Consider the following 24,537-nt stretch of genomic DNA (forward strand, 5'->3'; position numbering starts at 1 on the left):
CGGCTTTCAAGAAAAGACCAGGCTTTTACATCTGCTTTGAACGCAGTGCCCGCAAGCACCGCGCTCAAAGCCTAGCACTCAGCCCTCGAGCACACTCAAGGTCAGGTCCAGACACTTGCGCGCCTTGGCCACCAGCTCGTCGATCTCCGCCTCGCTGATCACCAGGGGCGGCGCAATGATCATGGTGTCACCCACCGCGCGCATGATCAGGCCGTTGTCGAAGCAGAACTGCCGGCAGATCATGCCCACGCCTCGGCCTTCGTAACGCGCCCGGGTGGCCTTGTCCTTGACCAGTTCGATGGCCCCCAGCAGCCCTACCCCGCGAACCTCGCCCACCAGCGGGTGGTCGCTCAACTCGCGCAGACGTTTCTGCAAATACGGTGCCGCTTTTTCATGGGCGCGCTGGATAATTTTCTCTTCGCGCATGATGCGGATGTTTTCCAGGGCCACGGCAGCGGCCACCGGGTGCCCGGAATAGGTGAAACCGTGGTTGAAGTCGCCGCCCTCGTTGAGCACCGCCACCACTTCGTCGCGCACGATCAGCCCACCCATGGGGATGTAGCCGGAGGTCAGGCCCTTGGCGATGGTCATCATGTCCGGCTTGAGGTCGTAGAAATCGCTACCGAACCACTCACCGGTGCGCCCGAAGCCACAGATCACTTCATCGGCAACGAACAGGATGTCGTACTTGGCAAGGATTTCCTTGATCCGCGGCCAGTAGCTGTCCGGCGGCACGATCACGCCACCGGCGCCCTGGATCGGTTCGGCGATAAAGGCCCCGACATTGTCCACGCCCAGTTCGAGGATCTTCTCTTCGAGCTGGTTGGCGGCCCAGATACCGAACTCTTCGGGGCTCATGTCGCCGCCTTCGGCGAACCAGTAAGGCTGCGGGATGTGGACGATACCCGGGATCGGCAAGTCGCCCTGCTCGTGCATGTAGGTCATGCCGCCGAGGCTGGCACCGGCCACAGTGGAACCGTGGTAGCCATTGACCCGGCTGATGATGGTTTTCTTGTTCGGCTGGCCCTTGATCGCCCAGTAGTGGCGGACCATGCGCAGCATGGTGTCGTTGCCTTCGGAGCCGGAACCGGTGAAGAACACGTGGTTCATGCCTTCTGGCGCGATATCGGCGATCGCCTTGGACAGCTCCAGCACCGGTGGGTGGGCAGTCTGGAAGAACAGGTTGTAATAGGGCAGTTCGCGCATTTGCTTGCTGGCGGCTTCCGCCAGTTCGTCACGGCCATAGCCGATGGCTACGCACCACAGGCCGGCCATGCCGTCGAGAATCTGATTGCCTTCACTGTCCCAGAGGTACACACCCTTGGCATGGGTGATGATCCGCGGGCCCTTTTCCTTCAGTTGCTTGAAGTCACTGAACGGTGCCAGGTGGTGATCACTGCTGAGGGTTTGCCACTCGCGGGTTTGCGGGTTTTTATGAGTCATCAATCTCTCCTTAGTGTCAGTGAAGGCGCCACTGGCGGGCAGTGGCGCCCGGCGGATCAGACGGCGAACAACAGGAACTCCCGCTCCCACGAACTGATCACGCGCTTGAAGTTTTCGTGCTCGGCCCGCTTCACCGCGACATAGCCGGTGATGAACTTCTGGCCCAGGTACTTCTCGATGGTCTTGCTGTTTTCCATACGCTCCAGCGCGTCTTCGATGGTCAGTGGCAGGCGCAGGTTGCGGCGCTCGTAGCCACGGCCCACCACGGGCGCGCTCGGGTTGTGGCCTTCGACCATGCCGATGTAGCCACACAGCAGGCTGGCGGCGATGGCCAGGTACGGGTTGGCGTCGGCGCCCGGCAGGCGGTTTTCCACGCGACGGTTCTGTGGCCCGGCATCCGGCACCCGCAGGCCCACGGTGCGGTTCTCTTCGCCCCACTCGACGTTCACCGGCGCCGAGGTATCGGGCAGGAAACGACGGAACGAGTTGACGTTGGGGGCGAACAGCGGCAGCAGCTCGGGAATGAACTTCTGCAAACCACCGATGTGGTTGAGGAACAGCTGGCTCATGGTCCCGTCTTCATTGGAGAAGACGTTCTTGCCGGTGTTGATGTCGATGATGCTCTGGTGCAGGTGCATGGCGCTGCCGGGCTCGCCGGTCATGGGCTTGGCCATGAAGGTGGCGGCCACGTCGTGCTTGAGCGCGGCTTCGCGCATGGTGCGCTTGAACACCAGGATCTGGTCGGCCAGGGACAGGGCATCGCCGTGACGGAAGTTGATCTCCATCTGCGCCGTGCCGTCCTCGTGGATCAGCGTGTCCAGGTCCAGCTCCTGCAGTTCGCACCAGTCGTAGACGTCTTCGAACAGCGGGTCGAATTCGTTCGCAGCCTCAATGGAGAACGACTGGCGCCCGGTTTCCGGGCGGCCGGAGCGGCCGATCGGCGGCTGCAGCGGGTAGTCCGGGTCGTCGCTGCGCTTGGTCAGGTAGAACTCCATCTCCGGCGCCACGATGGGCTGCCAGCCGTGGTCGGCGTAGAGTTTCAGGACCTTCTTCAGGACGTTGCGCGGCGACAGCTCGATGGGGTTGCCCTGCTTGTCGTAGGTGTCATGGATCACCTGGGCAGTAGGCTCGATGGCCCAGGGCACAAGGTACACCGCGTTCTGGTCCGGGCGGCAGACCATGTCGATGTCGGCCGGGTCCAGCAGTTCGTAATAGATGTCGTCTTCGACATAGTCGCCGGTCACGGTCTGCAGCAGCACGCTCTCGGGCAGGCGCATGCCTTTTTCGGCAATGAACTTGTTGGTCGGCGAGATCTTGCCCCGGGTGATCCCGGTCAAATCGCCGATCATGCATTCGACTTCTGTGATCTTGTGGTCTTTCAACCAATCGGTGAGCTGGTCGAGGTTGTTACTCATAAATGCCTCTAGGCTGAGTTTCCTGACTCTCTATTAAGTCAGGCCTTGTGTGACGCTTCGGCGTCGCGTTGTCTTGCCCGCTTGCGGCAGGCATCACCAAAAGCCTGGAAGATGGCCAGGTAGTGAGGGTTGCAGCTTACCTGCCATTCGGGGTGCCATTGCACCCCTAGTGCAAAAGCCTTGCTGGCTTCTACCGAGACCGCCTCTACCAACCCGTCGGGAGCCAGCGCCTCGACCCGCAGCCCCGGGGCCAGACGCTCGACGCCCTGGGCATGGATCGAGTTGACTTGAATCCGCTCCGGCAGGCCCAGCTCCGCCAGAACACCACCTGCCTTGATATGCAGGTCATGGGCGGGCGCGTACCAGGCGTCCAGGGGCTGGCCGGGCTGTTCGGTGTGCCGGTGGTCCATGAAAGGCTGCACCTGCTGCACGTTCTGATGCAGGCTGCCGCCCAGGGCCACGTTCATTTCCTGGAAGCCGCGGCAGATGCCCAGCACCGGAACGCCACTTGCGACGGCGGCGTTCAGCAGCGGCAGGGTGGCAGCATCCCGTGCAGAATCATGAGCAGTGCCCGGCGCGCTGGCAGGACCCTGGTAATGGAAAGGTTCGATATTGGAGGGAGAGCCGGTAAAGAGAATGCCGTCCAGACCGTCCAGAATATCGGACGGGGAAAGCAGTTGCGCCATGGACGGGATAATCACCGGCACGCCCTGGGCTGCGCTGGCTACTGCGTGGACATACTCGTCGCCACTGATGTGATAAGCATGCAAACCGATCTGCCTGGAGCAGGCGGTGATGCCGATTAACGGCAGGCGAGACATGAAACACCCCGGTATTATTGCTGTTATGGGTTTGATTCGAGCTTAGCCTTGTTCATTTTTTTACACAACACCCCCGTAAAAAATACAACACGGCCCGCTCAAGCCTGCGGTACCCAAGGCGGCCGAGCCCCAAAAAACGCCCTGTTTTGCCCCAAAAGAGCCTTGCCAGCCCTTTATTAGGGCATAAAAGGCCTTACTTGACTTCGGCATGCCGTTCGGGTTGACTGAAACCAGAAAAGATCAATGATTGATATTTTTAACAACAAAGGTGTTGCATCATGTCGGTACCCCCGCGTGCCGTTCAGCTCAACGAAGCGAACGCGTTCCTTAAGGAACATCCTGAGGTTCTGTACGTTGACCTTCTGATTGCGGATATGAATGGTGTGGTGCGCGGCAAGCGCATCGAACGCACCAGCCTCCACAAGGTTTACGAGAAAGGCATCAACCTGCCGGCCTCCCTGTTTGCCCTGGATATCAATGGCTCTACGGTGGAAAGCACCGGCCTGGGTCTGGATATCGGCGACGCCGACCGGATCTGCTATCCAATCCCCGATACCCTGTGCAACGAACCCTGGCAGAAGCGCCCTACCGCGCAATTGCTGATGACCATGCACGAACTCGAAGGCGACCCCTTCTTTGCCGATCCACGGGAAGTCCTGCGCCAGGTGGTGACCAAGTTCGACGAACTGGGCCTGACCATCTGCGCTGCTTTCGAGCTGGAGTTCTACCTGATCGACCAGGAGAACGTGAACGGCCGGCCACAGCCACCACGCTCGCCGATTTCCGGCAAGCGCCCGCACTCCACCCAGGTCTACCTGATCGACGACCTCGACGAATACGTCGACTGCCTGCAGGACATCCTGGAAGGTGCCAAGGAACAAGGCATCCCGGCCGACGCCATCGTCAAGGAAAGTGCCCCGGCACAATTCGAAGTCAACCTGCACCACGTGGCCGACCCGATCAAGGCCTGCGACTACGCGGTCCTGCTCAAGCGCCTGATCAAGAACATCGCCTACGACCATGAGATGGACACCACCTTCATGGCCAAGCCTTACCCGGGCCAGGCGGGCAACGGTCTGCACGTTCACATTTCGGTTCTGGACAAAGATGGCAAGAACATCTTCGCCAGCGAGGATCCCGAGCAGAACGCCGCACTGCGTCACGCGATCGGCGGTGTGCTCGAGACCCTACCGGCGCAGATGGCCTTCCTCTGCCCGAACGTCAACTCCTATCGCCGTTTCGGCGCGCAGTTCTATGTGCCGAACTCGCCGAGCTGGGGCCTGGACAACCGTACCGTGGCCATTCGCGTCCCCACCGGCTCGGCCGATGCAGTGCGCATCGAACACCGGGTCGCCGGCGCCGACGCCAACCCCTATCTGCTGATGGCTTCGGTCCTGGCGGGCGTGCACCACGGCCTGACCAACAAGATCGAGCCGGGGGCGCCTACCGAAGGCAACTCCTACGAGCAGAACGAGCAGAGCCTGCCGAACAACCTGCGTGATGCCCTGCGCGAGTTGGACGACAGCGAAGTCATGGCCAAGTACATCGATCCGAAATACATCGATATCTTCGTCGCCTGCAAGGAAAGTGAGCTGGAGGAGTTTGAACACTCCATCTCCGACCTCGAGTACAACTGGTACCTGCACACCGTGTAAGCGCCAGCTGCATTGAAGAACGCCGCCGGGTTCATCCCGGCGGCGTTTTTTTATGCCCGTGATTCGGATGCGCCCAGGCTGCGGCTACAGGGACAACGGCCCACTCGCGTACAATGCCCGCTGCCCTGTAGGAGAGACTGATGACGCGCACCGCCCCGCTTCGCAAACCCCGTGCACGCAGCCAGGCCCGGATCGACTCCATACTCGACGCCGCACGGACCCTGCTGGCGGCCGAGGGCGTGGCCAGCCTGTCGATCTACAGCGTGGCCGACAAGGCGCAGATCCCGCCATCCTCGGTCTATCACTTCTTCGCCAGCGTCCCGGCCCTGCTGGAAGCCCTTACCGCCGATGTCCACGCGGCGTTCCGCGCCTGCCTGCTGGAACCTATCGACCATGAGCGGCTCAGCAGCTGGCGCGACCTGTCACGCCTGGTGGAGCAACGCATGCTCGACATCTACGGCGAGGACGCGGCGGCCCGCCAACTGATCCTCGCCCAGCACGGCCTGACCGAAGTCACCCAGGCCGACCGCCAGCACGACATCGAGCTGGGGGACCTGATGCACAAGCTGTTCGATCATCATTTCGAGTTGCCGCCGCTGCCCGTCGATGTCGACGTGTTCGCCCTGGCCATGGAGCTGGGAGATCGGGTGTACGCCCGCTCCGTGCAGCAGCACGGGCAGATCACCCCGCGCATGGCCGAGGAAGGCATGCGCGTCTTCGATGCCTACCTGGGCCTGTACCTGCCGCCCTACCTGGCCAAGCGCCCCACCCCGCTCTGAACGCCAGCTCAGGCCTGACGCAGCAGCAACCGGTCGATGCTGTGGTCCGCCGACTTGTGGATGATCAGGTTGGCTCGCTCCCGAGTCGGCAGGATGTTTTCAACCAGGTTCTTCAGGTTGACCCGGTCCCAGGTATCGGAGGCCACTGACAGCGCCTCGGAATCGGACAGGCCCTTGTACTTGTTGAAGTAGGAATCCCCCGACTGGAAGGCAGTGTTCTTCAGGTAGACGAACCGCTCCAGGTACCAGGTCTTGATGGTCGCTTCGGGAGCATCGACATAGATCGAGAAGTCGATGAAATCCAGGGCGTTCAGGCCCTCGCCCTGCTCCCCCTGCAACACATTCAAGCCTTCCAGGATGATGATGTCCGGCGCCTCCACCGACTGCGCCTCATCGGCCAGGATGTCGTAGCGCACATGGGAATAGATGGGAATCCGCGCCGCTTCGCCCCGGCGGCACACCGCCTGGAGAAAATCCAAGAACAGCGGCTCGTCATAGGACTCGGGAAAGCCCTTGCGGTGCAGGATGTTTTTTTCCTGCAGGGTGGCCAGCGGGAACAGGAACGAATCCGTGGTCACCAGATGCACATTGGGCTTGTCCGGCCAATAGGCCAGCAGCGCCGCCAGGACCCGGGCAAAACTGCTCTTGCCCACCGCCACGCTGCCGGAAACACCGATCACGTAGGGGGCCTTGAAACCGGTCTGCGGCAACTTCAGCGATTGCACCTGCGCCGCATGCAAATGCAGCAGGCGCGACAGCGGCAGGAGGATCTGCCGCACTTCTTCGGACGCCATGGGCTGGGTCGGACTGGCCAGCGTCTCCATCTCGGATGGCGCAAGACTCATCGGCTCACCGGCCCGCAGAGCGGCCCAATGGTCGCGATCGAACTCCAGATACCCCACATTTGGACCCTGCTCTGTTGTCATGTTTACTGTTCAGGTCTTGCCGAAAGCAGGGAAAGTATCAAATCTGACCGGTATTTACAGCGCCCATGAAAAAGCCCCGAAAGGCTCGCACCGTTCGGGGCCGTGATCGGGCGCCGTTCACAACTTGGCGATCGATACCTCGGTGGACTTCACAAAGGCGATCACTTCGCTGCCAATCGACAGCTCCAGCTCTTTCACCGAGCGGGTGGTGATCACCGAAGTGACAATGCCGGAAGCGGTCTGCACGTCGATTTCCGACAGCACGTCGCCTTCGACGATTTCCTTGATGGTGCCCTTGAACTGGTTGCGTACGTTGATGGCCTTGATGGTCATGGTGTTTCTCCTGGGGTCGAAATGAGCGGCTGTTTTAAAGTGCCCAGCGCAGTTGCGTGGGCAAGGGTGAAACGGGTTCCGGCTCCGGCGGCGAGCCGGGCAATGACAGCACGCGGTTGAGGACTTCGGTTTCCAGCGCCGCCAGGCGATGGGAACCCCGTACCCGCGGGCGTGGCAGCTCGACGTGCAGGTCGAGACCGACCTCGCCGTCTTCGATCAGGATCACCCGATCGGCGATCGCCACCGCTTCGCTGACATCGTGGGTGACCAGCAGCACGGTGAAGCCATGCTGCTGCCACAGGCGTTCGATCAACTGCTGCATCTCGATCCGCGTCAGGGCATCCAGCGCCCCCAGCGGCTCGTCCAGCAGCAACAGCCGCGGCTGGTGGATCAGGGCGCGGGCCAGGGCCACGCGCTGCTTCTGCCCACCGGACAGGGCCGCCGGCCATTCCTGGGCGCGATCCGCCAGGCCCACGGCTTCCAGAGCTTGCAGGGCTTGGGGGCGCCAGTTGCCCTTGAGCCCGAGCCCGACGTTATCGATGACCTTTTTCCAGGGCAGCAGACGCGCCTCCTGGAACATCAACCGGGTGTCTTCAATGGCAGCGCTCAAGGGCGCGGAACCGGCCAACAGTTCGCCAGCACTGGGCTGGTCGAGACCGGCCAGCAGGCGCAGCAAGGTACTTTTGCCGCAGCCGCTGCGCCCCACCACCGCCACGAACTGGCCGGCGGGAATGTGCAGGTCGATTTCCCGCAGCACCTGCCGCGAGCCGAAGGTCTTTTGCAGTTTGCGCACCACCAGGGGAATGCCCTGCAGCAGCCGCGGAGGTTGTTGAGCCGTCATTGGGCACCGCCTTTGGCGACCTGATAGGCCGGATGCCAGCGCAGCCAGACCCGCTCCAGGCCACGCGCGGCCAGGTCCGCCAGCTTGCCGAGCACCGCGTACAGAACGATCGCCAGCACCACCACGTCGGTCTGCAGGAACTCCCGGGCGTTCATTGCCAGGTAGCCGATGCCGGAGCTGGCGGAAATGGTTTCGGCGACGATCAGGGTCAGCCACATGAAGCCCAGGGCAAAGCGTACCCCCACCAGGATCGAAGGCAGGGCGCCGGGCAGGATCACCTGGCGGAACAGGGCGAAGCCGGACAGGCCGTAGCTGCGCGCCATCTCCACCAGTGCCGGGTCGACGTTGCGGATGCCGTGGTAGGTGTTGAGGTAGATGGGAAACAGGGTGCCCAGGGCCACCAGGAAAATCTTCGCCGACTCATCGATGCCGAACCACAGGATCACCAGGGGAATCAGTGCCAGGTGCGGCACATTGCGGATCATCTGTACCGAGCTGTCCAGCAGCCGCTCACCCCATTTCGACAGGCCGGTGATAAAGCCCAGCGCCAGGCCGATGCCGCCACCAATGACAAAACCCAGGCCGGCGCGCCAGCCGCTGATGGCCAGGTGGGTCCAGATATCGCCACTGCGTACCAGGCTGACCCCGGCCTCGATCACCGCGCTGGGGGCCGGCAGGATGCGGGTCGACAGCCAGCCCGCCGACACCGACAGTTGCCACACCGCCAACAACAGCAGCGGCAGGCCCCAGGGCGCCAGACGCTGCACTATGCGTTGTCCATTCATGGCCGCACCTCAGCTCTGAGACGCGGCTTTGGGAATGATGTCGTTGGCGACCATCTCCCCGAACGGGCTGACGTAACCGGCGGCTTCGGGCAGCTTGGGCCGTTCGATATCCAGGTGCGGGAACAGCAACTCGGCCACGCGATAGGACTCTTCCAGGTGTGGATAACCGGAGAAGATGAAGGTATCGATGCCCAGGTCCGCGTACTCTTTCATCCGCGCCGCCACGGTCGGGCCGTCTCCCACCAGGGCGGTGCCGGCCCCGCCACGCACCAGGCCGACACCGGCCCAGAGGTTGGGGCTGACTTCCAGCCGGTCGCGACGGCCGCCATGCAGGGCCGCCATGCGCTGCTGCCCAACGGAGTCGAAGCGCGCCAGGGACGCCTGGGCCCGGGCGATGGTGTCGTCGTCCAGATGGGAAATCAGGCGTTCGGCGGCCTGCCAGGCTTCGGCATTGGTTTCCCGCACAATCACGTGCAGGCGGATGCCGAAGCGCACGCTGCGTCCAAGCTTGGCGGCCTTGTCCCGCACCTGCTGGATCTTCTCGGCTACTGCGGCCGGCGGCTCGCCCCAGGTCAGAACCATGTCCACCTGCTCGGCGGCCAGGTCCTGGGCGGCTTCCGAAGAGCCACCGAAATACAGCGGCGGGCGCGGTTGCTGCAGCGGCGGATAGAGCAACTTGGCGCCCTTCACACTGATGTGCTGGCCGTCGTAATCCACGGTTTCGCCTTCCAGCACCCGGCGCCAGATACGGGTGAACTCCACCGACGCCTGATAACGCTCTTCATGGTCGAGGAACAGGCCGTCACCGGCCAGTTCGTCCGGGTCGCCACCGGTCACCAGGTTGAACAGCGCCCGGCCGCCAGACAGCCGATCCAGGGTCGCCGCCTGGCGCGCCGCCACCGTCGGGGAAATGATCCCGGGGCGCAGGGCGACCAGAAACTTCAGGCGCTGGGTCACCGGAATCAGCGAAGCCGCCACCAGCCAGGAATCCTCGCAGGAGCGTCCGGTGGGGATCAGCACGCCACCAAACCCCAGGCGGTCGGCGGCCTGGGCGATCTGCTGCAGGTAAGCATGATCCACGGCGCGAGCGCCTTCGGCGGTGCCAAGGTAATGGCCGTCGCCGTGGGTAGGCAGGAACCAGAAGATATTGAGGCTCATGGAGTTGTCTCCTAAGGGGTCGAATTACGGCGCTTTGGCCACGGCGGCGGTGGGCGTCCAGATCACGTCTTTGATGCTCAACGGCTTGGGAATCAGCTTGAGCTGGTAGAAGCTGTCGGCGATTTTCTGCTGCGCGGCGATCACTTCCGGGGTCAGGAAGCCCGCGCCATAGCCCTGGCGCTTAACCGAAGTGAGGGTGATGTCGGCCGGCAGGCCCAAAAGCGGTGCCACCTGTTGGGTGACTTCCTGCGGGTTGCCCTTGGACCACTCGCCCACCGCCCGCACTTCTTCCACCAGGGCGGTAATCACCTCGGGATGCTGTTGCGCGTAGGGTTTGGTGGCCAGGTAGAACTGGTGGTTGTCGACGATGCCCGAGCCGTCACGCAGGGTACGAGCCTGTAGCTGCTGCTCGGCGGCTGCCTGGTAGGGGTCCCAGATGGCCCAGGCATCGACGCTGCCCCGCTCGAATGCGGCGCGGGCATCAGCCGGCGGCAGGAACACGGTCTGGATATCACTGTATTTCAGGCCGGCGTCTTCCAGAGCGCGGACCAGCAGGTAATGGACATTGGAGCCCTTGTTCAGCACCACCTTCTTGCCCTTGAGGTCCTGCACCGACTGGATCGGCGAACCCTTGGGCACCAGGATCGCTTCGCTATGGGGGGCCGGCGGCTCGTAGGCCACATACAGCAAGTCGGCACCGGCGGCCTGGGCAAAGACTGGCGGGGTCTCGCCGGTCACGCCGAAGTCGATGGACCCGACATTGAGGCCCTCCAGCAACTGTGGGCCTCCGGGAAATTCAGTCCACTGCACCTCGACGCCCTGCTGCGCCAGGCGCTTCTCCAGGGAACCCTTGGCCTTGAGCAGCACCAGGGTGCCGTACTTCTGATAACCGATCCGCAAGGTCTCGGCCTGAGCTTGAACAATGGCGCCGAAGGACACAGCCGCAGCAAACAGAGCGACCAGACCGCGACGCAAAATGACAGGGCGCATGGCGCTCTCCTTTTTGCTGTGGGGTTGTGGCTGCACCTGCTTGCCCGTTGGCGGGCGAGTAAGGCGAGTATTTCAATCGGGGGTGAGGCTCAAATGCTCCAGCGAGCACTCAACAGGCGTTCATTGAGCAGATGCGGATCCAGCGGTTTGGGGCGACGGGCCATGGCGCTGTGGAACTGCTCGAGCGCTTCTTTCAAGCGTTGCTCCAGGGCCTCGGCCAATTGCGGCTGGGCGCTGCCCTCGCCGTAGGCGATCTGGCTGTCTTCGGCAAAGATGCCCTGGAGCATCTCCTGGGCCTTGAGGGCCGAAAGCACCGGCTTCAATGCGTAATCCACCGCCAGCATGTGGGCAATGCTGCCGCCGGTAGCCATGGGCAGCACCACCTTGTGGCTCAGGGCCCGCTCGGGCAGCAGGTCGAGCAGGGTTTTCAGGGCCCCGGAAAACGACGCTTTGTACACCGGCGTCGCAATCAGCAGGCCATCGGCCTGTTCGATCTGTTGCAGCAGGTCGATGACCTTGGGGCTGTCGAAGCGCGCGTGGAGCAGATCCTCGGCCGGGAAGTCCCGTACCTGGTAGCTGACCACTTCCACGCCTTGCTGCTGTAACCAGCGCTTGGCCAACTCCAGCAGCACCCCGGAACGGGAGCGTTGGCTGGGACTGCCACCGAGAGAGACCACCAGCATGCAGAGAATTCCTTGAACGAAGAAAGCGATTCGCGGGATGCGATCTCGCCGAATTGGAGAGACCTTAACAGCCTATTTTTATATCCATAAATCTTATTTATTCATTTGTTTATTCCTTAAAAATATATAAGGAAGTATTTTCCGCAGGCAAAAAAATAGGCCGTCGGAACGGCCTTAAAACCCCTGCTTTATGGATCTGTTGCTCCTGCGTGCTTCGTAGGAGCGGGCTTGCCCGCGAAAGGGTCCGCGAAACTTGCGCCGGCCTCACGACCGCCTTTGTCGGCAAGCGGGCTCCTACGGCGGTTGGTGTATCAGCGGTTGGGTTGCGGCGTCAGGCGCAGATAGGGCTTCACTGCGCGATAGCCCTTGGGAAAGCGACGCTTGATCTCTTCCTCGTCCTTGAGCGAAGGCACGATCACCACTTCGTCACCGTCCTGCCAGTTGGCCGGGGTGGCCACCTTGTAGTTGTCGGTGAGTTGCAGCGAATCGATTACCCGCAGGATTTCGTGGAAGTTGCGCCCGGTGCTGGCCGGGTAGGTGATGGTCAGGCGAATCTTCTTGTTCGGGTCGATGACGAACAGCGAGCGTACGGTCAGGGTGTCGTTGGCATTGGGGTGGATCAGGTCATAGAGGTCCGAGACCTTGCGATCGGCATCCGCCAGGATCGGGAAGTTGACCCGGGTGTTCTGGGTCTCGTTGATGTCTTCGATCCACTTGTGATGGGAGTCCACCGGGTCCACCGAGAGGGCAATGGTCTTCACCCCGCGTTGAGCGAATTCGTCCTTGAGCTTGGCGGTAAAGCCCAACTCGGTGGTGCACACCGGCGTGAAGTCTGCGGGGTGGGAAAACAGCACGCCCCAGCTATCGCCCAGCCACTCGTGGAAACGAATCTTGCCGGCACTGGAATCCTGTTCGAAGTCGGGGGCGATGTCGCCCAGTCTGAGGCTCATGGGTGCTGCTCCTGTGAGTGCGTGATGAAGCTACTCTGCCTTCACGGGAGAATATTTAAAAAGAATATATATCGATTTATTAATAACTGAATTGAATATTAAAAATCTCTTCACTGGACTCGCGGACAAGCGAAGACCACCCTTCTCAACAAGGTTCGAGAAGGCCTTGAGTAGCTGTAAAAAGAGGGGGATTCAGGAAGGGCTCACGGGGGTGGGCCTGACTTGAAACAACACCTCGCCCGGCATTGCGCCGGGCGAGGCTTTATCACGCTATTACAGCAGCGGGATCGAATAGCTGACGATCAGGCGGTTTTCGTCCTGGGAACGAGTCGAAGCCAGGTCGGTACGCCACATAGCGTTTTTCCAGGCAAAGCCGAGGTTTTTCAGCGGGCCTTCCGGAATAACGTAAGCAACAGTCAGGTCACGTTCCCACTCAGTCTTGTCGCCGACGGTGGTCTCGATGTTGTTGCCGCGCAGGTAGATCACGTTAGCGGTCAGGCCTGGTACGCCAACCTTGGCGAAATCATAGCCGTAACGCGCCTGCCAGGTACGCTCGCCAGCACGGGCGAACTTCTGGATCTGCATGTCGGTGATGGTGCTGTTGGACGAACCATCACCCTGGTTCAGCCAAGGGAAATCGCTGTCGCCGTTGGTGTACTGATAACCGCCACCGAAGGTATGACCTTCAACCGAGTACAGAGCCAGGTAGCTGTACAGGTTGTTGTCGACCTTGCCCTTGGTGATGTTGCCGCCGTAATAGCCTGGAGAGAAATAAGTGGCGGTGTCACCGTTGGCGCCGTTGTCACGGCTGCGGTAGTAACGCAGGTCGCTTTTCAGGACGCCCGGGCCGATAGCCCAGTTGTGCACCAGGCCCAGGAAGTTCTGGGTGTAGAAGTCTTTCAGCTCGCCGTAGTAGTAGGAAGCGGTCAGATCCTTGGTGATCTTGTAGTCCGCACCGGCGAAATAGAACTTGTTGGTGAACTCACCTTTGCTGTAGTTGGAACCAGCGTTGGCGTTGGCGATCGACAGACCTTCGTTGTTAGTCGAGTTACGGCCTTTGGCGTGCTCGATCTGACCTGCGGTCAGGGTCAGGTCCTTGATCTCGTTCGAAGTGATCTGGCCACCCTGGAAGGTTTGTGGCAGCAGACGACCATCGTTGGTCTTGATAACCGGGTTGTTCGGCTGGAGGGTACCGATCTTCAGTTCGGTCTGGGAAATCTTGACCTTGCCGGTCAGGCCCAGGCTGGCGAAGTCAGGAACTGCGCGGTTGCCGTCGCTTGGAAAGATGGTGCCACCGGAAGCACTCCCGCTGGAGTTACCACTCTTGGCAGGGCTGGAATCCAGACGAACGCCGTACAGGCCAATAGCGTCAACACCGAACTGAACGGTACCTTGGGTGTAACCCGAGATGAAACGCAGATCGAAGCCTTGGCCCCATTCTTCGTTCTTGTTCGCGCCAGGACCGTCACGGTTATCAGTATTGATATAGAAGTTGCGCAAGCCCAGGGTGGCCTTGCTGTCTTCGATGAAACCGGCGGCGCCTGCCTGCTGCGCCAAAACCCCTACGGCCACAGCCAGGGCCAAGGTGGACTTGTTCATGTTTCGCTCCTCTCGTTTCTAATTCTTGTGGTCCCTGGCCCCGGATCGAACGCCCGGGTGCCACAGATGCGCGATTAGCGCCAGACCGTGACTGATAAGTCAATCGTAACGACCTGTGTCTACGACCATGGTCTAATCGCAGTGATTTGGTCCATGCAGGGTAATGAATTACTCATAAACCCAAAAAGAATTGTTTAATTCTTTTTCATACCTTTCAGGAATAAAGCTCGCCATTATCAAACGGCGAATCGCAGCGTAGACGCTCGCAAGCTTATTTCTGAAAAATATTCCCCTGACTCAGCCCCCAAGATCCCCTGCGTGTACAAGCGCAAAACGTCATTCAGGATCAAAAAAGCGACGCAATCATGGCTAAGAGCCTATCCTCCCGTCAATTTGTTACAGTTTTTGTATCGAAATGAAATTTTTCTGACATGTGCAACTGGCCGCCACGGTTCGATCAATTGATCGGGCCGTGGCGGCCAGTTGCGCAAAGAGGCGGGTTCAGAGGGCTTTTTCGAAGATCTTCGAATTGCGCTGGTAGTTGTACAGCGAGGCCCGGGCCGATGGCAGGCGCTCGACACTGCTGGGCACGAAACCCCGCTCGCGGAACCAGTGAGCGGTACGAGTGGTGAGGACGAACAGCGTCTTCAAGCCCTGGGCCCGAGCGCGGGTCTCGATCCTTTCCAGCAGTTCGTCGCCACGCTTGCCATGGCGGTACTCGGGGTTCACCGCCAGGCACGCCAGCTCACCGGCATCGGAATCGGCAATCTGGTACAGGGCCGCGCAGGCGATGATCATGCCCTCGCGCTCCACCACACTGAACTGCTCGATCTCGCGCTCCAGCACCTCGCGGGAACGCCGCACGAGGATGCCCTGCTCTTCCAGCGGGCTGATCAGCTCCAGCAAGCCGCCCACGTCCTCGATCGCCGCCTCGCGCACCCGCTCGAACTGTTCCTGGGCCACCAGGGTGCCGCCGCCGTCGCGGGTGAAGAGTTCGGTCAGCAAGGCGCCGTCCTCGGCGTAGCTGACGATATGGCTGCGTCCGACTCCGCCGCGGCACGCCTCGGCGGCGGCATCCAGCAGCTCGGCCTGATAGTTGCCCCCCAAGCGCTGCAAATGCGCCGGCACCTGTTGCGGGCGCAATTCGCGCACCAGCTTGCCGTTTTCATCCAGCAGGCCCGGGTCGGCGCCGAACAGCAGTAGTTTGTCGGCCCCAAGGTCGATGGCGGCGCGAGTGGCCACGTCTTCGCAGGCCAGGTTGAAGGTTTCCCCGGTGGGGGAATACCCCAGGGGCGAGAGCAGGACGATGGAGCGCTCGTCCAGCAGGCGATTGATGCCTTTGCGATCGACCCGGCGCACTTCGCCGGTGTGGTGATAGTCGACGCCTTCCAGCACGCCGATCGGACGGGCAGTCACCAGGTTGCCGCTGGCCACCCGCAACCGCGAGCCCTGCATCGGTGAAGAGGCCATGTCCATGGACAGGCGCGCCTCGATAGCAATGCGCAACTGGCCCACGGCATCGATCACGCACTCCAGGGTTGCCGCGTCGGTGATCCTAAGGCCGTGATGGTAATGGGGCGTCAGGCCACGGGCCGCCAGGCGGGCTTCGATCTGTGGGCGCGAGCCGTGCACCAGCACCAGGCGCACCCCCAGGCTGTGGAGCAGCACCAGGTCGTGGACGATATTGCCGAAGTTGGGGTGTTCAACGCCGTCGCCGGGCAGCATGACCACGAAGGTGCAGTCGCGGTGGGCATTGATATAGGGAGACGCGTGGCGAAGCCAATTGACGTATTCGGGCATGAACCTGAGCCTGTAAATAAAAAGCAGCCTATGAAAGGACGAAACGGAAAACTCACAGCGGGCTGATGGTTATCGTCGGAACAGGCTTGGCAACACGCTTACTCTCCTCATGGGTACGGACAAGGCCACCGGCAATTTACTGAAATTGGGCCGGCGTCAGGCAGTAATGTTCAATCAATTCACGTAATAGATGCACGGTAGGCTGCAAGCGTGACATTTCGAGGTACTCCCCCGGCTGGTGGGCACAGGCGATATCACCCGGGCCGAGCACCAGGGTCTCGCAGCCAAGGCGCTGAAGATAAGGTGCTTCGGTGCCAAACGCTACTGCTTCGGCACGATGTCCGGTCAACCGCTCTGCCACTCGCACCAACTCGGCATCCTCGGGCTGCTCGAAAGGCGGGACCGCGGGGAACAGCGGCGCATAGTCGATCTTCACTTCATGGCGTTCGGCAATCGGCTTGAGCTTCTGCCGGATGGCCTCGCGCAGCACATCCGGATCCATGCCCGGCAGGGGCCGCAGGTCGAACTCCAGGGAACACTGGCCACAGATGCGGTTGGGGTTGTCGCCGCCATGGATGCAGCCGAAGTTCAGGGTCGGTTGCGGGACGCTGAACTGCGCATTGCGGTACTCGCGCTGCCACAGCAACCGCAGGCCCCGCAGCTCGCCAATGGCATCGTGCATGGCTTCCAGGGCACTGCGACCCAGGCTCGGGTCCGACGAATGACCGCTGCGGCCGAGGATCTCGATGCGCTCCATCATCACCCCCTTGTGCAGGCGGATCGGCTTGAGCCCCGTAGGCTCGCCGATCACCGCCGCGCGCCCCAGGGGCCGGCCGGCTTGCGCCAAGGCCCGCGCCCCGGCCATGGAGCTTTCTTCGTCGCAAGTGGCGAGGACCAGCAGCGGCTGCTTGAAAGGCTGATCCAGCAGGGGCCGCACTGCCTCGATGATCAGGGCGAAGAAACCCTTCATGTCGCAACTGCCCAGGCCGACCCAGCGGCCGTCGACTTCGGTCAGCTTCAAGGGGTCGGTCTGCCACAGCGCGCTGTCATAGGGCACGGTGTCGCTGTGCCCAGCCAGTACAAGGCCGCCAGGGCCACTGCCGAAACTGGCCAGCAGGTTGAACTTGCCGGGGCTGACCTGCTGGATGTCACAGGCAAAACCCAGGTCGCCGAGCCAACCGGCCAGCAGGTCGATCACCGCACGGTTGGATTGATCCAGTGCTGCTTGAGTGCAGCTCACCGATGGCGCGGCGATCAGCGCGGCAAACTGATCCTTCATGGACGGCAGGGGCATGAGCTGTCTCCGGGAATCCCAATGTGAGGCCCATCATAGAGGCATCCCGCAAGCGGAAGGAACCGCCGCGGCACCTGCGGGCGCCTTGTCCTGTACACTGCACGGCCTTGGCAGCCAACTCTTCCCCGGCTGCGCTCCCGATCCTGGATTTTCCGGCCATGCAGAAAGAAACCGAAATCAAACTCCGCGTCAGCCGCGAAACCCTCGCCGCCCTGCGCGAGCACCCGCTACTGAAAAAACGCAACAAAAGTGGCTGGGAACGCCGTGAACTGATGAATCAGTACTTCGACACCCCAGAACGCGACCTGGCCCGGGCCAAAGTCGCCCTGCGCCTGCGTCGCGACGGTGATGCGGTGATCCAGACCCTGAAGACCAGCGGCCAGAGCGTCGCCGGCCTGTCCGAACGCAACGAGTACGACTGGCAACTGGCCAAGGCCAAGCTGGACGTGAAAAAGCTCGAAGGCCAATGCTGGCCCGAAGCCCTGGCCGAACTGGACAAGAAGACCCTCAAGCCGTTGTTCACCACGGATTTCGTCCGCGAGCGCGCGGAAATCGCCTGGGGCCGCGGCAAGGCCAAGGTGGTGATCGAAGCCGCCCTGGACTTGGGCCAAGTCATCGCCGGCAAGCAAAAGGAAGAAATCTGCGAGCTGGAACTGGAGCTGCGTGAAGGCGAACCGGCTGCCCTGCTGGAGTTGGCAGCGGAGCTGGCCCTGACCCTGCCGCTGATGCCCTGCGATATCAGCAAGGCCGAGCGCGGCTATCGCCTGTTCGACGCCGGCAGCTACTCCCTGAGCCTGCCCGCGCCGCAATTGAGCGCCGAGACGCCCCTGGACGAAGCTTTCGCCGCTCTGGCCTGGCACCTGCTGGGCAGCAGCCAGCGCCTGGCCGAGCAGTACCGCTTCAATGGCCACTGGCGCCTGCTGCAGGACTGGGTGGACAACCTTGCCGAGCTGCGAGCCCTGGCCAGCAGCCTGGGCCAGGCCGCACCGCGCCAGTCCACCGCTGAGTTGCGCAGTGCCCTGGACGCCCTGCTGGAAGACTGGCGTCCGCTGGTACAGGCCGGTCTTGATGACGAAGACGTGCGCAAGGCCGCGCCGGAGCAGTTCATCGAAGAGTTGCAGGACGTGCGCTGGGGCCTGTTCTCGCTGAATACCTCGCGCTGGCTGCTGGCCCGGGCCTGGACCGCTGACCGCAACACCCGGGGCAACCGCCAGGGCGCCGCACAGCTGGGCAGCTGGTTGCCACGCCTGCTGGCCGAGGAAGCCACCTCCCTGCAACTGCCGCGCTATCAGCAGCAACCGGAAGACCTGGCCGAGCAGTTGCCGCGCATTGAACGCATCCAGGCCTGGTTGCACCACGCCCGCTCCGCGCTGGAGATCCCGGAACTGGACCGTCTCTACGGCGAGTTGAACAAACTGGCCCAACTGGCCAACGAGCCGATCACCGACGAAGCCCTCGACGCCCGCAAGCAGCAGGCCATCGCGGTGTTCCAGAACCGTGCCTGGAAAACCCTCCTGCGCCTGTAACCCCGCCCCTCAGCGCATGACCGGCAGGCTGGTGGTGGACTTGATCTCCGACAGGGCAACGATCGAGTTCACCTCCTGGATACCCGGCACCATGGACAGCTTCTCGAAGAAGAAGCGTTCATAGGCTTCGATATCCGCGGTCACGATCCGCAGCAGAAAGTCCACCGCGCCCATCAGCACATAGCACTCCAGCACTTCCGGAAAACCGCGGATCGCCTCGGTGAACTCGGTGAAGTTGGAGCGCCCGTGAGCGTTGAGCTTGATCTCGGCGAAGATCTGCGTGTTGAGGCCGATCTTCTTGCGGTCCAGCAGGGTCACCTGGCCGCGGATCACCCCCTCCTCCTTCATCCGCTGGATCCGTCGCCAGCATGGCGACTGGGACAACCCCACCTGCTCGGCGATCTGCGCACTGGAAAGCGAGGCGTCCTCTTGCAGCAGCGCAAGGATGCGGCGGTCATAGGCGTCCAGGTCGCTATGCATAATAAATACCCATAAACATTAAAAATTGAATTGAACAATTCATATTCAAGCAAAAAAACCCAATCTTAGATAAGAAATACCCGAAACCGAATGTAAAAATTTCTCCACTGACCTGGAGACCGCCATGCCCCCTTTCGAGCCAGCCCCCCGCACCGATGCCTGGAACCTCAACAATGCTCACTGTCGCGTGCACTACCGGATAGTGGCCGACGCCGAGGCCGATGTGCTGTGCCGCATCCTCAACCACTTCGCCCTGCAGTTCCTGGTGCCGCAGCGGGTGTCGATGCAGCAGCAGGACGCCACGCTGTATATGGAGGTGGAACTCGACGACCTGAGCTGGCATCGGGCCCAGGTGATCGGCGCAAAGCTGCGCAACCTGATCAGTGTCTGTGACGTGGAGCTGGAGCTGGCGGAACCTTCGCGCCTGCAGGCCGCGGGTTGATCCCGGCAAAACCCTGCAACCCTTGGCAAGCATTCCCTTGAGGCCCCGGGGACTATTCTTGGCTGTTCGTGGTCAGAGACCCACATCTGGACAACAGCCCCAAGGAATCGCCCATGAGCGCCGCGCACCTTCCCCAGGACCGCTGGCTGGACCTCAGCGAACTGCTGCGTGAATTGCTGGCCCAGGGCCGCATCAGCCAGGATGCCGCCGAACAGGCCATGAGCGTCCGGCATCAGGCAGCCGGTGACCTGCTGCATCCCCTGGAAGTGATCGCCGGCCAGCAATTGCCCGACCTGCAGCATCCCGGCGCACATCTGGACCTGGACAGCCTCACGGCCTGGCTGGCCCGGCAAGCCGGCCAGCCTTACCTGCGTATCGACCCCCTGCGCATCGACGTGGCCAGCATCACGCCGCTGATGTCCTTCGCCTTCGCCCAGCGGCACAAGATCCTTGCCGTGGCCGTGGATGGGCAGAGCGTTACCGTGGCCAGCGCCCAACCTTACGTCAGGGCCTGGGAAACAGACCTGGCCCATGTTCTCAAGCGCACGGTGCGACGGGTGGTGGCCAGCCCGCTGGACATCCAGCGCCTGACACTGGAGTTCTATCGCCTGGCCAAGTCGGTCAGCGGCGCCAGCAGCGAACAGAAAGCCAGTGGCCTGGGCAACTTCGAGCAACTACTGAAACTGGGGGCCAGCGACCAGGAGCCGGATGCCGACGATGCGCACATCGTCAATATCGTCGACTGGCTGTTCCAGTACGCCTTTCAGCAAAGGGCCAGCGACATCCATATCGAACCCCGCCGCGAGCACGGCACCCTGCGCTTTCGCATCGATGGCGTATTACACAACGTCTACCAGTTCCCGCCCCAGGTCACCCTGGCCATCGTCAGCCGCCTCAAGAGCCTGGGGCGCATGAACGTCGCGGAAAAGCGCAAGCCCCAGGATGGCAGGGTCAAGACGCGCACCCCCGACGGCAGTGAAATCGAGTTGCGGCTCTCGACCCTGCCCACGGCGTTCGGTGAAAAGCTGGTGATGCGCATCTTCGATCCCCAGGTCCTGCTCAAGGATTTCGACCAGTTGGGCTTTGGTAGCGATGACCTGAGCCGCTGGCAAGCCATGACCGCCCAGGCCCACGGCATCATCCTGGTCACCGGGCCCACCGGCTCGGGCAAGACCAGCACCCTTTACACCACCCTGAAGAAGCTCGCGACCCCCGAGGTCAACCTGTGCACCATCGAGGACCCGATCGAGATGATCGAACCGGCGTTCAACCAGATGCAGGTCCAGCACAATATCGACCTGAGTTTTTCCAGCGGCGTACGTGCACTGATGCGCCAGGACCCCGACATCATCATGATCGGCGAGATCCGTGACCTTGAGACTGCGGAAATGGCCATCCAGGCCGCACTTACCGGGCACCTGGTGCTGTCTACCCTGCACACCAACGACGCCCCCGGCGCCATCAGCCGACTGCTGGAACTGGGCGTGCCCCATTACCTGATCAAGGCCACCCTGATCGGGGTCATGGCCCAGCGCCTGCTGCGCACCCTCTGCCCGTACTGCAAGGTTCCCGCCGAGCTGACGGCGGATGACTGGGAAAGCCTGACCGGAACCCGGCACCTGCCACCCGCTGCCGGCGGCCAGCGCGCGGTGGGCTGCGCCGAGTGCCGGGGCACCGGTTACCACGGGCGCACCGGGGTCTACGAAATCATGCCCTTGGGCTCCCCCCTCAAGGCCCTGATCCATCGCGACCTGGATCTTGCCCGCCTGCACCACCAGGCCTGTGCGGACGGCATGCGCAGCCTGCGCCTGGCTGCCGCGCACAAGGTTGCCCAAGGCCTGACCAGCCTTGAGGAAGTGCTACGGGTCACGCCCGGCAACCAGCCCCCATAGCGGCACAGGAGGCGAACCCCAGGCGCTGGACTACGCTTGAGTCACCGCCGAGATAAGCAGGGAGCCCGGTATGAACATTCGTCAAAACATGCTCGCCACCGGGGTTGTCAGCCTCCTGGCCATTGCCCTGGTGGCCGGGCTGGGTTTATGGGGCCAGTCACGCCTGGCGCGGGCACTGGTGGACAACGAGCTCAACGCCAGCGCCCTGCGCAACCACCTGGAGGCCGACATGATGCACGACGCCCTGCGGGCCGATGTGCTGGAGGCCCTGAGCAGCCAGCCCGGCGATGCCGCCGCTGGCGAAGAGGTCCGCAATAGCCTGCGCGAACACGGCGACTGGTTCCGCAAGGCCCTGGCGGAAAACGCCAAGTTGCCCCTGGCACCGGAAATCCGCAACGCCATCACCGAGCTGCAGCCGGTGCTGGAAAACTACATTCATGCCGCCGAGAACATCGCCGGGCAGGCCCTCAAGGACCCACAGGCCGCGCGCCTGCAAATGCCGGAGTTCTCCCAGCGCTTCAGCGAAGTGGAGAGCCGCAACGCCGCCCTCAGCAGCCAGATCGAAGCCAGCACCGCCCAAACCCGCGAACTCAGTGAAAGTGCGGTCCGCCAGGCCGCCTGGTGGCTGATCGGCGGCAGCCTGCTGGCCGCCCTGGCACTGGCCCTGTTGACCCGGCAGCTGCTCACCCGGGTGCTCAAACCCCTGGAAAAATCCGTGGCCACCGCCCGGGCCATTGCCCAGGGCAACCTGACCACGCCCATCAGCGTCGACAGGCATGACGAGGCCGGCCAACTGCAACAGGCCCTTGGAGAAATGCAAGACAACCTGCGGCAGATGATCACCACCATCCGCCATGAAAGCGAAGAGTTGCGCGGCCGCTCCCACAGCCTCAGCGACACGTCGCTGAGCATTGCCGACGGCGCCAGCGAGCAGGCCGACGGCGCCACCAACATGGCCGCCGCCATGGAGCAGATGATCAGCAATATCGCCCAGGTGGCCGAACACGCGCGCAATGCCCAGGGCATTGCCGCCCAGTCCGAATCCCTGGCCGGTAGCGGCGGCCAGGTAATCCTCGGGGTCGTGGACGGCATGAGCCATATTGCCGAGGCGGTAAACCAGTCTTCCCGCAGCATCACCGCCCTGGGCCAGTCCTCGGAAGAAATCCACTCGATCATCCAGGTGATCAACGGCATCGCCGAGCAGACCAACCTGCTGGCCCTGAACGCCGCCATCGAAGCCGCCCGGGCCGGGGAAGCCGGCCGGGGGTTCGCCGTGGTGGCTGACGAAGTGCGCAATCTGGCAGCCCGCACCGCACAGTCCACCCGGGAAATCACCGGCATGATCGAACGCATCCGGGAAACCACCGAACAAGCCGTGAACAGCATGCAAACCGGGGTCAGCCGGGTCAACGACGGGGTCCAGATGGCCCAGCAAGCGGGCACCTCGATCAATGAGATCCGCCAGGGCGCCCAGCGCTCGGCGGTGATGGTGGAGGAGATTTCCCTCACCATCGGCGAGCAGTCCAAGGCCAGTAGCGAAGTGGCGCAACGGGTGGAGATGATCAGCCTGGTAGCCCGGCGCAACAGCCAGGCCATGCGTGAGCTGACCCAGACCGTGGAGCAGATGGAAAACTCCGTGGCCACCTTGCAGACCTCGGTCACCCGCTTCCAACTGTGAGGCCACGGGCACGCCGGTGATGTGTGTCCTGATGATGCAAGGGCCACGGTATCTCTGCGCGCGACCGGGCGCCGCCGTACACTCGCCCCCTGTGCCCCTTGATCACATCTGAGCAGGAGAATGTTATGCAGATCGGAAGCGTGTTGTTACTTTTCGTCGGCCTCGCCGTGGCCATCGTCTTCATGGGTTTCAAGGTCGTGCCCCAGGGCTACCAATGGACCGTGGAACGCTTCGGCCGCTACACCAACACCCTGAAGCCGGGGTTGAACATCATCATTCCGGTGATGGATCGCATCGGGCGCAAGATCAACGTGATGGAAAGCGTGCTGGATATCCCACCCCAGGAAGTCATCACCGCCGACAACGCCACGGTGCAGATCGACGCCGTGTGTTTCTTCCAGGTGGTCAACACCGCCCAGGCCGCCTATGAGGTCAACAACCTCGAGCACGCCATCCGCAACCTGCTGCAAACCAATATCCGTACGGTGCTCGGTTCCATGGAACTGGACGCCATGCTCAGCCAACGTGACGGCATCAACGAGAAACTCCTGCGAACTGTCGATGAGGCCACCGCCCCCTGGGGGATCAAGATCACCCGGATCGAAATCAAGGACATCAGCCCACCCGCCGACCTGATGGCGGCCATGTCCGGGCAGATGAAGGCCGAGCGGGTCAAGCGTGCGCAGATCCTCGAAGCCGAAGGCCTGCGGGCCGCCGCCATCCTTACCGCAGAAGGCAAGAAGCAGGCACAGATTCTTGAAGCCGAGGGCGAACGCCAGGCGGCATTCCTCGAATCCGAAGCCCGGGAGCGCCAGGCCGAAGCCGAGGCCCGGGCGACCCAAGTGGTGTCCGAGGCGATTGCTACCGGCAACGTCCAGGCGATCAACTACTTCGTCGCGCAGAAATACATCGATGCCCTGGGCAAACTGGCGTCGGCCAACAACAGCAAGGTGATCCTGATGCCCCTGGAGGCCAGCCAGGTCATCGGCGCCGTGGGCGGCATCGGCGAGATCGTCAAGGCCACGTTCGACAGCAAGAAGGTCTGAG

At 62.3% G+C, this 24,537-nt stretch carries 22 protein-coding genes and 1 pseudogene; 8 read left to right on the forward strand and 15 right to left on the reverse strand.

Going from position 1 to position 24,537, the window contains the following annotated elements:
- Positions 1 to 78 precede the first annotated feature (78 nt).
- Genes M2395_RS24665 through M2395_RS24675 form a run of 3 tightly spaced genes read right to left on the reverse strand, consistent with a single transcriptional unit; the run spans position 79 to position 3,679 of the window.
- Positions 79 to 1,443, reverse strand: coding sequence for an aspartate aminotransferase family protein (locus tag M2395_RS24665; RefSeq protein ID WP_011064100.1), 1,365 nt, complete (start codon positions 1,441 to 1,443; stop codon positions 79 to 81).
- 56 nt (positions 1,444 to 1,499) lie between these two features.
- Complete coding sequence (locus M2395_RS24670) at positions 1,500 to 2,858, reverse strand: glutamine synthetase family protein (RefSeq protein WP_011064101.1); 1,359 nt, start codon at positions 2,856 to 2,858, stop codon at positions 1,500 to 1,502.
- Between the two features lie 38 nt (positions 2,859 to 2,896).
- Entirely contained in the window at positions 2,897 to 3,679 is a 783-nt protein-coding gene (locus M2395_RS24675; RefSeq protein WP_123431096.1) for a gamma-glutamyl-gamma-aminobutyrate hydrolase family protein, read from the reverse strand.
- Between the two features lie 278 nt (positions 3,680 to 3,957).
- Between M2395_RS24675 and M2395_RS24680 the strand changes: the two genes are divergently transcribed.
- Both M2395_RS24680 and M2395_RS24685 read left to right on the forward strand, forming a co-directional pair.
- Complete coding sequence (locus tag M2395_RS24680) at positions 3,958 to 5,334, forward strand: glutamine synthetase family protein (RefSeq protein ID WP_011064103.1); 1,377 nt, start codon at positions 3,958 to 3,960, stop codon at positions 5,332 to 5,334.
- A gap of 140 nt (positions 5,335 to 5,474) precedes the next feature.
- On the forward strand, positions 5,475 to 6,113 hold the full coding sequence (locus tag M2395_RS24685; protein ID WP_041120314.1) for a TetR/AcrR family transcriptional regulator: 639 nt from the start codon (positions 5,475 to 5,477) through the stop codon (positions 6,111 to 6,113).
- An 8-nt stretch (positions 6,114 to 6,121) separates the two neighbouring features.
- Here the strand turns inward: M2395_RS24685 and coaA are convergent, their stop codons facing one another.
- The 11 genes from coaA to argE form a co-directional block, all read right to left on the reverse strand.
- Entirely contained in the window at positions 6,122 to 7,039 is a 918-nt protein-coding gene (gene coaA / locus M2395_RS24690) for a type I pantothenate kinase (RefSeq protein WP_123431097.1), read from the reverse strand.
- Between the two features lie 117 nt (positions 7,040 to 7,156).
- Entirely contained in the window at positions 7,157 to 7,372 is a 216-nt protein-coding gene (locus tag M2395_RS24695) for a molybdopterin-binding protein (protein WP_011064106.1), read from the reverse strand.
- Positions 7,373 to 7,406: 34 nt separating this feature from the next.
- Positions 7,407 to 8,213: an aliphatic sulfonates ABC transporter ATP-binding protein gene (gene ssuB, locus M2395_RS24700; protein WP_123431098.1), complete on the reverse strand. Its 807-nt coding sequence runs from the start codon at positions 8,211 to 8,213 to the stop codon at positions 7,407 to 7,409.
- Complete coding sequence (gene ssuC, locus M2395_RS24705) at positions 8,210 to 8,998, reverse strand: aliphatic sulfonate ABC transporter permease SsuC (protein WP_011064108.1); 789 nt, start codon at positions 8,996 to 8,998, stop codon at positions 8,210 to 8,212. Before ssuC ends, ssuB begins: the two co-directional genes overlap by 4 nt.
- A gap of 9 nt (positions 8,999 to 9,007) precedes the next feature.
- Positions 9,008 to 10,156: an FMNH2-dependent alkanesulfonate monooxygenase gene (ssuD, locus tag M2395_RS24710; protein WP_047306547.1), complete on the reverse strand. Its 1,149-nt coding sequence runs from the start codon at positions 10,154 to 10,156 to the stop codon at positions 9,008 to 9,010.
- Between the two features lie 24 nt (positions 10,157 to 10,180).
- Positions 10,181 to 11,146 carry a sulfonate ABC transporter substrate-binding protein gene (locus M2395_RS24715; protein ID WP_011064110.1) on the reverse strand — a complete coding sequence of 322 codons (966 nt, stop codon included), beginning with the start codon at positions 11,144 to 11,146 and terminating at the stop codon, positions 10,181 to 10,183.
- Between the two features lie 89 nt (positions 11,147 to 11,235).
- A complete protein-coding gene (gene ssuE / locus M2395_RS24720; protein WP_011064111.1) occupies positions 11,236 to 11,829 on the reverse strand; it encodes an NADPH-dependent FMN reductase in 594 nt (197 codons plus the stop codon).
- 311 nt (positions 11,830 to 12,140) lie between these two features.
- Positions 12,141 to 12,779 carry a peroxiredoxin gene (locus M2395_RS24725; RefSeq protein WP_053154428.1) on the reverse strand — a complete coding sequence of 213 codons (639 nt, stop codon included), beginning with the start codon at positions 12,777 to 12,779 and terminating at the stop codon, positions 12,141 to 12,143.
- A 273-nt stretch (positions 12,780 to 13,052) separates the two neighbouring features.
- The gene (locus M2395_RS24730; RefSeq protein WP_015637416.1) at positions 13,053 to 14,378 is read right to left on the reverse strand and encodes an OprD family porin; all 1,326 of its coding nucleotides are present in this window, start codon (positions 14,376 to 14,378) and stop codon (positions 13,053 to 13,055) included.
- Between the two features lie 501 nt (positions 14,379 to 14,879).
- Positions 14,880 to 16,178 (reverse strand): amino-acid N-acetyltransferase, encoded by a 1,299-nt coding sequence (gene argA / locus M2395_RS24735; protein WP_011064114.1) that lies wholly within the window; start codon positions 16,176 to 16,178, stop codon positions 14,880 to 14,882.
- A 136-nt stretch (positions 16,179 to 16,314) separates the two neighbouring features.
- Positions 16,315 to 17,472, reverse strand: a complete 1,158-nt coding sequence (gene argE, locus M2395_RS24740) for an acetylornithine deacetylase (RefSeq protein WP_011064115.1) — start codon at positions 17,470 to 17,472, stop codon at positions 16,315 to 16,317.
- Positions 17,473 to 17,630: 158 nt separating this feature from the next.
- On the opposite strand from argE, the gene M2395_RS24745 reads away from it, so the two are divergent.
- Positions 17,631 to 18,998 carry an inorganic triphosphatase gene (locus tag M2395_RS24745; RefSeq protein ID WP_047289842.1) on the forward strand — a complete coding sequence of 456 codons (1,368 nt, stop codon included), beginning with the start codon at positions 17,631 to 17,633 and terminating at the stop codon, positions 18,996 to 18,998.
- A gap of 9 nt (positions 18,999 to 19,007) precedes the next feature.
- Here M2395_RS24745 and M2395_RS24750 read toward each other — a convergent pair whose 3' ends face one another.
- A complete protein-coding gene (locus M2395_RS24750) occupies positions 19,008 to 19,478 on the reverse strand; it encodes an Lrp/AsnC family transcriptional regulator (protein WP_011064117.1) in 471 nt (156 codons plus the stop codon).
- 124 nt (positions 19,479 to 19,602) lie between these two features.
- Between M2395_RS24750 and M2395_RS24755 the strand changes: the two genes are divergently transcribed.
- From M2395_RS24755 to M2395_RS24770, 5 genes and pseudogenes are all read left to right on the forward strand, one after another.
- Positions 19,603 to 19,920, forward strand: coding sequence for a hypothetical protein (locus tag M2395_RS24755; protein ID WP_041120325.1), 318 nt, complete (start codon positions 19,603 to 19,605; stop codon positions 19,918 to 19,920).
- A gap of 113 nt (positions 19,921 to 20,033) precedes the next feature.
- Positions 20,034 to 21,812, forward strand: a complete 1,779-nt coding sequence (locus M2395_RS24760) for a GspE/PulE family protein (RefSeq protein ID WP_123431099.1) — start codon at positions 20,034 to 20,036, stop codon at positions 21,810 to 21,812.
- A gap of 496 nt (positions 21,813 to 22,308) precedes the next feature.
- A pseudogene (locus M2395_RS31945) lies at positions 22,309 to 22,635 on the forward strand (HAMP domain-containing protein); the annotation flags it as partial.
- A 141-nt stretch (positions 22,636 to 22,776) separates the two neighbouring features.
- Positions 22,777 to 23,490, forward strand: coding sequence for a methyl-accepting chemotaxis protein (locus M2395_RS31950; RefSeq protein WP_370059455.1), 714 nt, complete (start codon positions 22,777 to 22,779; stop codon positions 23,488 to 23,490).
- A gap of 125 nt (positions 23,491 to 23,615) precedes the next feature.
- Positions 23,616 to 24,536, forward strand: a complete 921-nt coding sequence (locus M2395_RS24770) for an SPFH domain-containing protein (RefSeq protein ID WP_011064121.1) — start codon at positions 23,616 to 23,618, stop codon at positions 24,534 to 24,536.
- The last annotated feature ends 1 nt before the right edge of the window (position 24,537 follow it).

It is taken from the genome of Pseudomonas sp. BIGb0176 (genome assembly GCF_024810175.1).
Lineage (GTDB): Bacteria > Pseudomonadota > Gammaproteobacteria > Pseudomonadales > Pseudomonadaceae > Aquipseudomonas > Aquipseudomonas protegens.

Coding starts and splice junctions, on each gene's coding strand:
- M2395_RS24665 (WP_011064100.1), bottom strand. CDS start 1,443: ATGACTCATAAAAACCCGCAAACCCGCGAGTGGCAAACCCTCAGCAGT.
- M2395_RS24670 (WP_011064101.1), bottom strand. CDS start 2,858: ATGAGTAACAACCTCGACCAGCTCACCGATTGGTTGAAAGACCACAAG.
- M2395_RS24675 (WP_123431096.1), bottom strand. CDS start 3,679: ATGTCTCGCCTGCCGTTAATCGGCATCACCGCCTGCTCCAGGCAGATC.
- M2395_RS24680 (WP_011064103.1), top strand. CDS start 3,958: ATGTCGGTACCCCCGCGTGCCGTTCAGCTCAACGAAGCGAACGCGTTC.
- M2395_RS24685 (WP_041120314.1), top strand. CDS start 5,475: ATGACGCGCACCGCCCCGCTTCGCAAACCCCGTGCACGCAGCCAGGCC.
- coaA (WP_123431097.1), bottom strand. CDS start 7,039: ATGACAACAGAGCAGGGTCCAAATGTGGGGTATCTGGAGTTCGATCGC.
- M2395_RS24695 (WP_011064106.1), bottom strand. CDS start 7,372: ATGACCATCAAGGCCATCAACGTACGCAACCAGTTCAAGGGCACCATC.
- ssuB (WP_123431098.1), bottom strand. CDS start 8,213: ATGACGGCTCAACAACCTCCGCGGCTGCTGCAGGGCATTCCCCTGGTG.
- ssuC (WP_011064108.1), bottom strand. CDS start 8,998: ATGAATGGACAACGCATAGTGCAGCGTCTGGCGCCCTGGGGCCTGCCG.
- ssuD (WP_047306547.1), bottom strand. CDS start 10,156: ATGAGCCTCAATATCTTCTGGTTCCTGCCTACCCACGGCGACGGCCAT.
- M2395_RS24715 (WP_011064110.1), bottom strand. CDS start 11,146: ATGCGCCCTGTCATTTTGCGTCGCGGTCTGGTCGCTCTGTTTGCTGCG.
- ssuE (WP_011064111.1), bottom strand. CDS start 11,829: ATGCTGGTGGTCTCTCTCGGTGGCAGTCCCAGCCAACGCTCCCGTTCC.
- M2395_RS24725 (WP_053154428.1), bottom strand. CDS start 12,779: ATGAGCCTCAGACTGGGCGACATCGCCCCCGACTTCGAACAGGATTCC.
- M2395_RS24730 (WP_015637416.1), bottom strand. CDS start 14,378: ATGAACAAGTCCACCTTGGCCCTGGCTGTGGCCGTAGGGGTTTTGGCG.
- argA (WP_011064114.1), bottom strand. CDS start 16,178: ATGCCCGAATACGTCAATTGGCTTCGCCACGCGTCTCCCTATATCAAT.
- argE (WP_011064115.1), bottom strand. CDS start 17,472: ATGCCCCTGCCGTCCATGAAGGATCAGTTTGCCGCGCTGATCGCCGCG.
- M2395_RS24745 (WP_047289842.1), top strand. CDS start 17,631: ATGCAGAAAGAAACCGAAATCAAACTCCGCGTCAGCCGCGAAACCCTC.
- M2395_RS24750 (WP_011064117.1), bottom strand. CDS start 19,478: ATGCATAGCGACCTGGACGCCTATGACCGCCGCATCCTTGCGCTGCTG.
- M2395_RS24755 (WP_041120325.1), top strand. CDS start 19,603: ATGCCCCCTTTCGAGCCAGCCCCCCGCACCGATGCCTGGAACCTCAAC.
- M2395_RS24760 (WP_123431099.1), top strand. CDS start 20,034: ATGAGCGCCGCGCACCTTCCCCAGGACCGCTGGCTGGACCTCAGCGAA.
- M2395_RS31950 (WP_370059455.1), top strand. CDS start 22,777: ATGGAGCAGATGATCAGCAATATCGCCCAGGTGGCCGAACACGCGCGC.
- M2395_RS24770 (WP_011064121.1), top strand. CDS start 23,616: ATGCAGATCGGAAGCGTGTTGTTACTTTTCGTCGGCCTCGCCGTGGCC.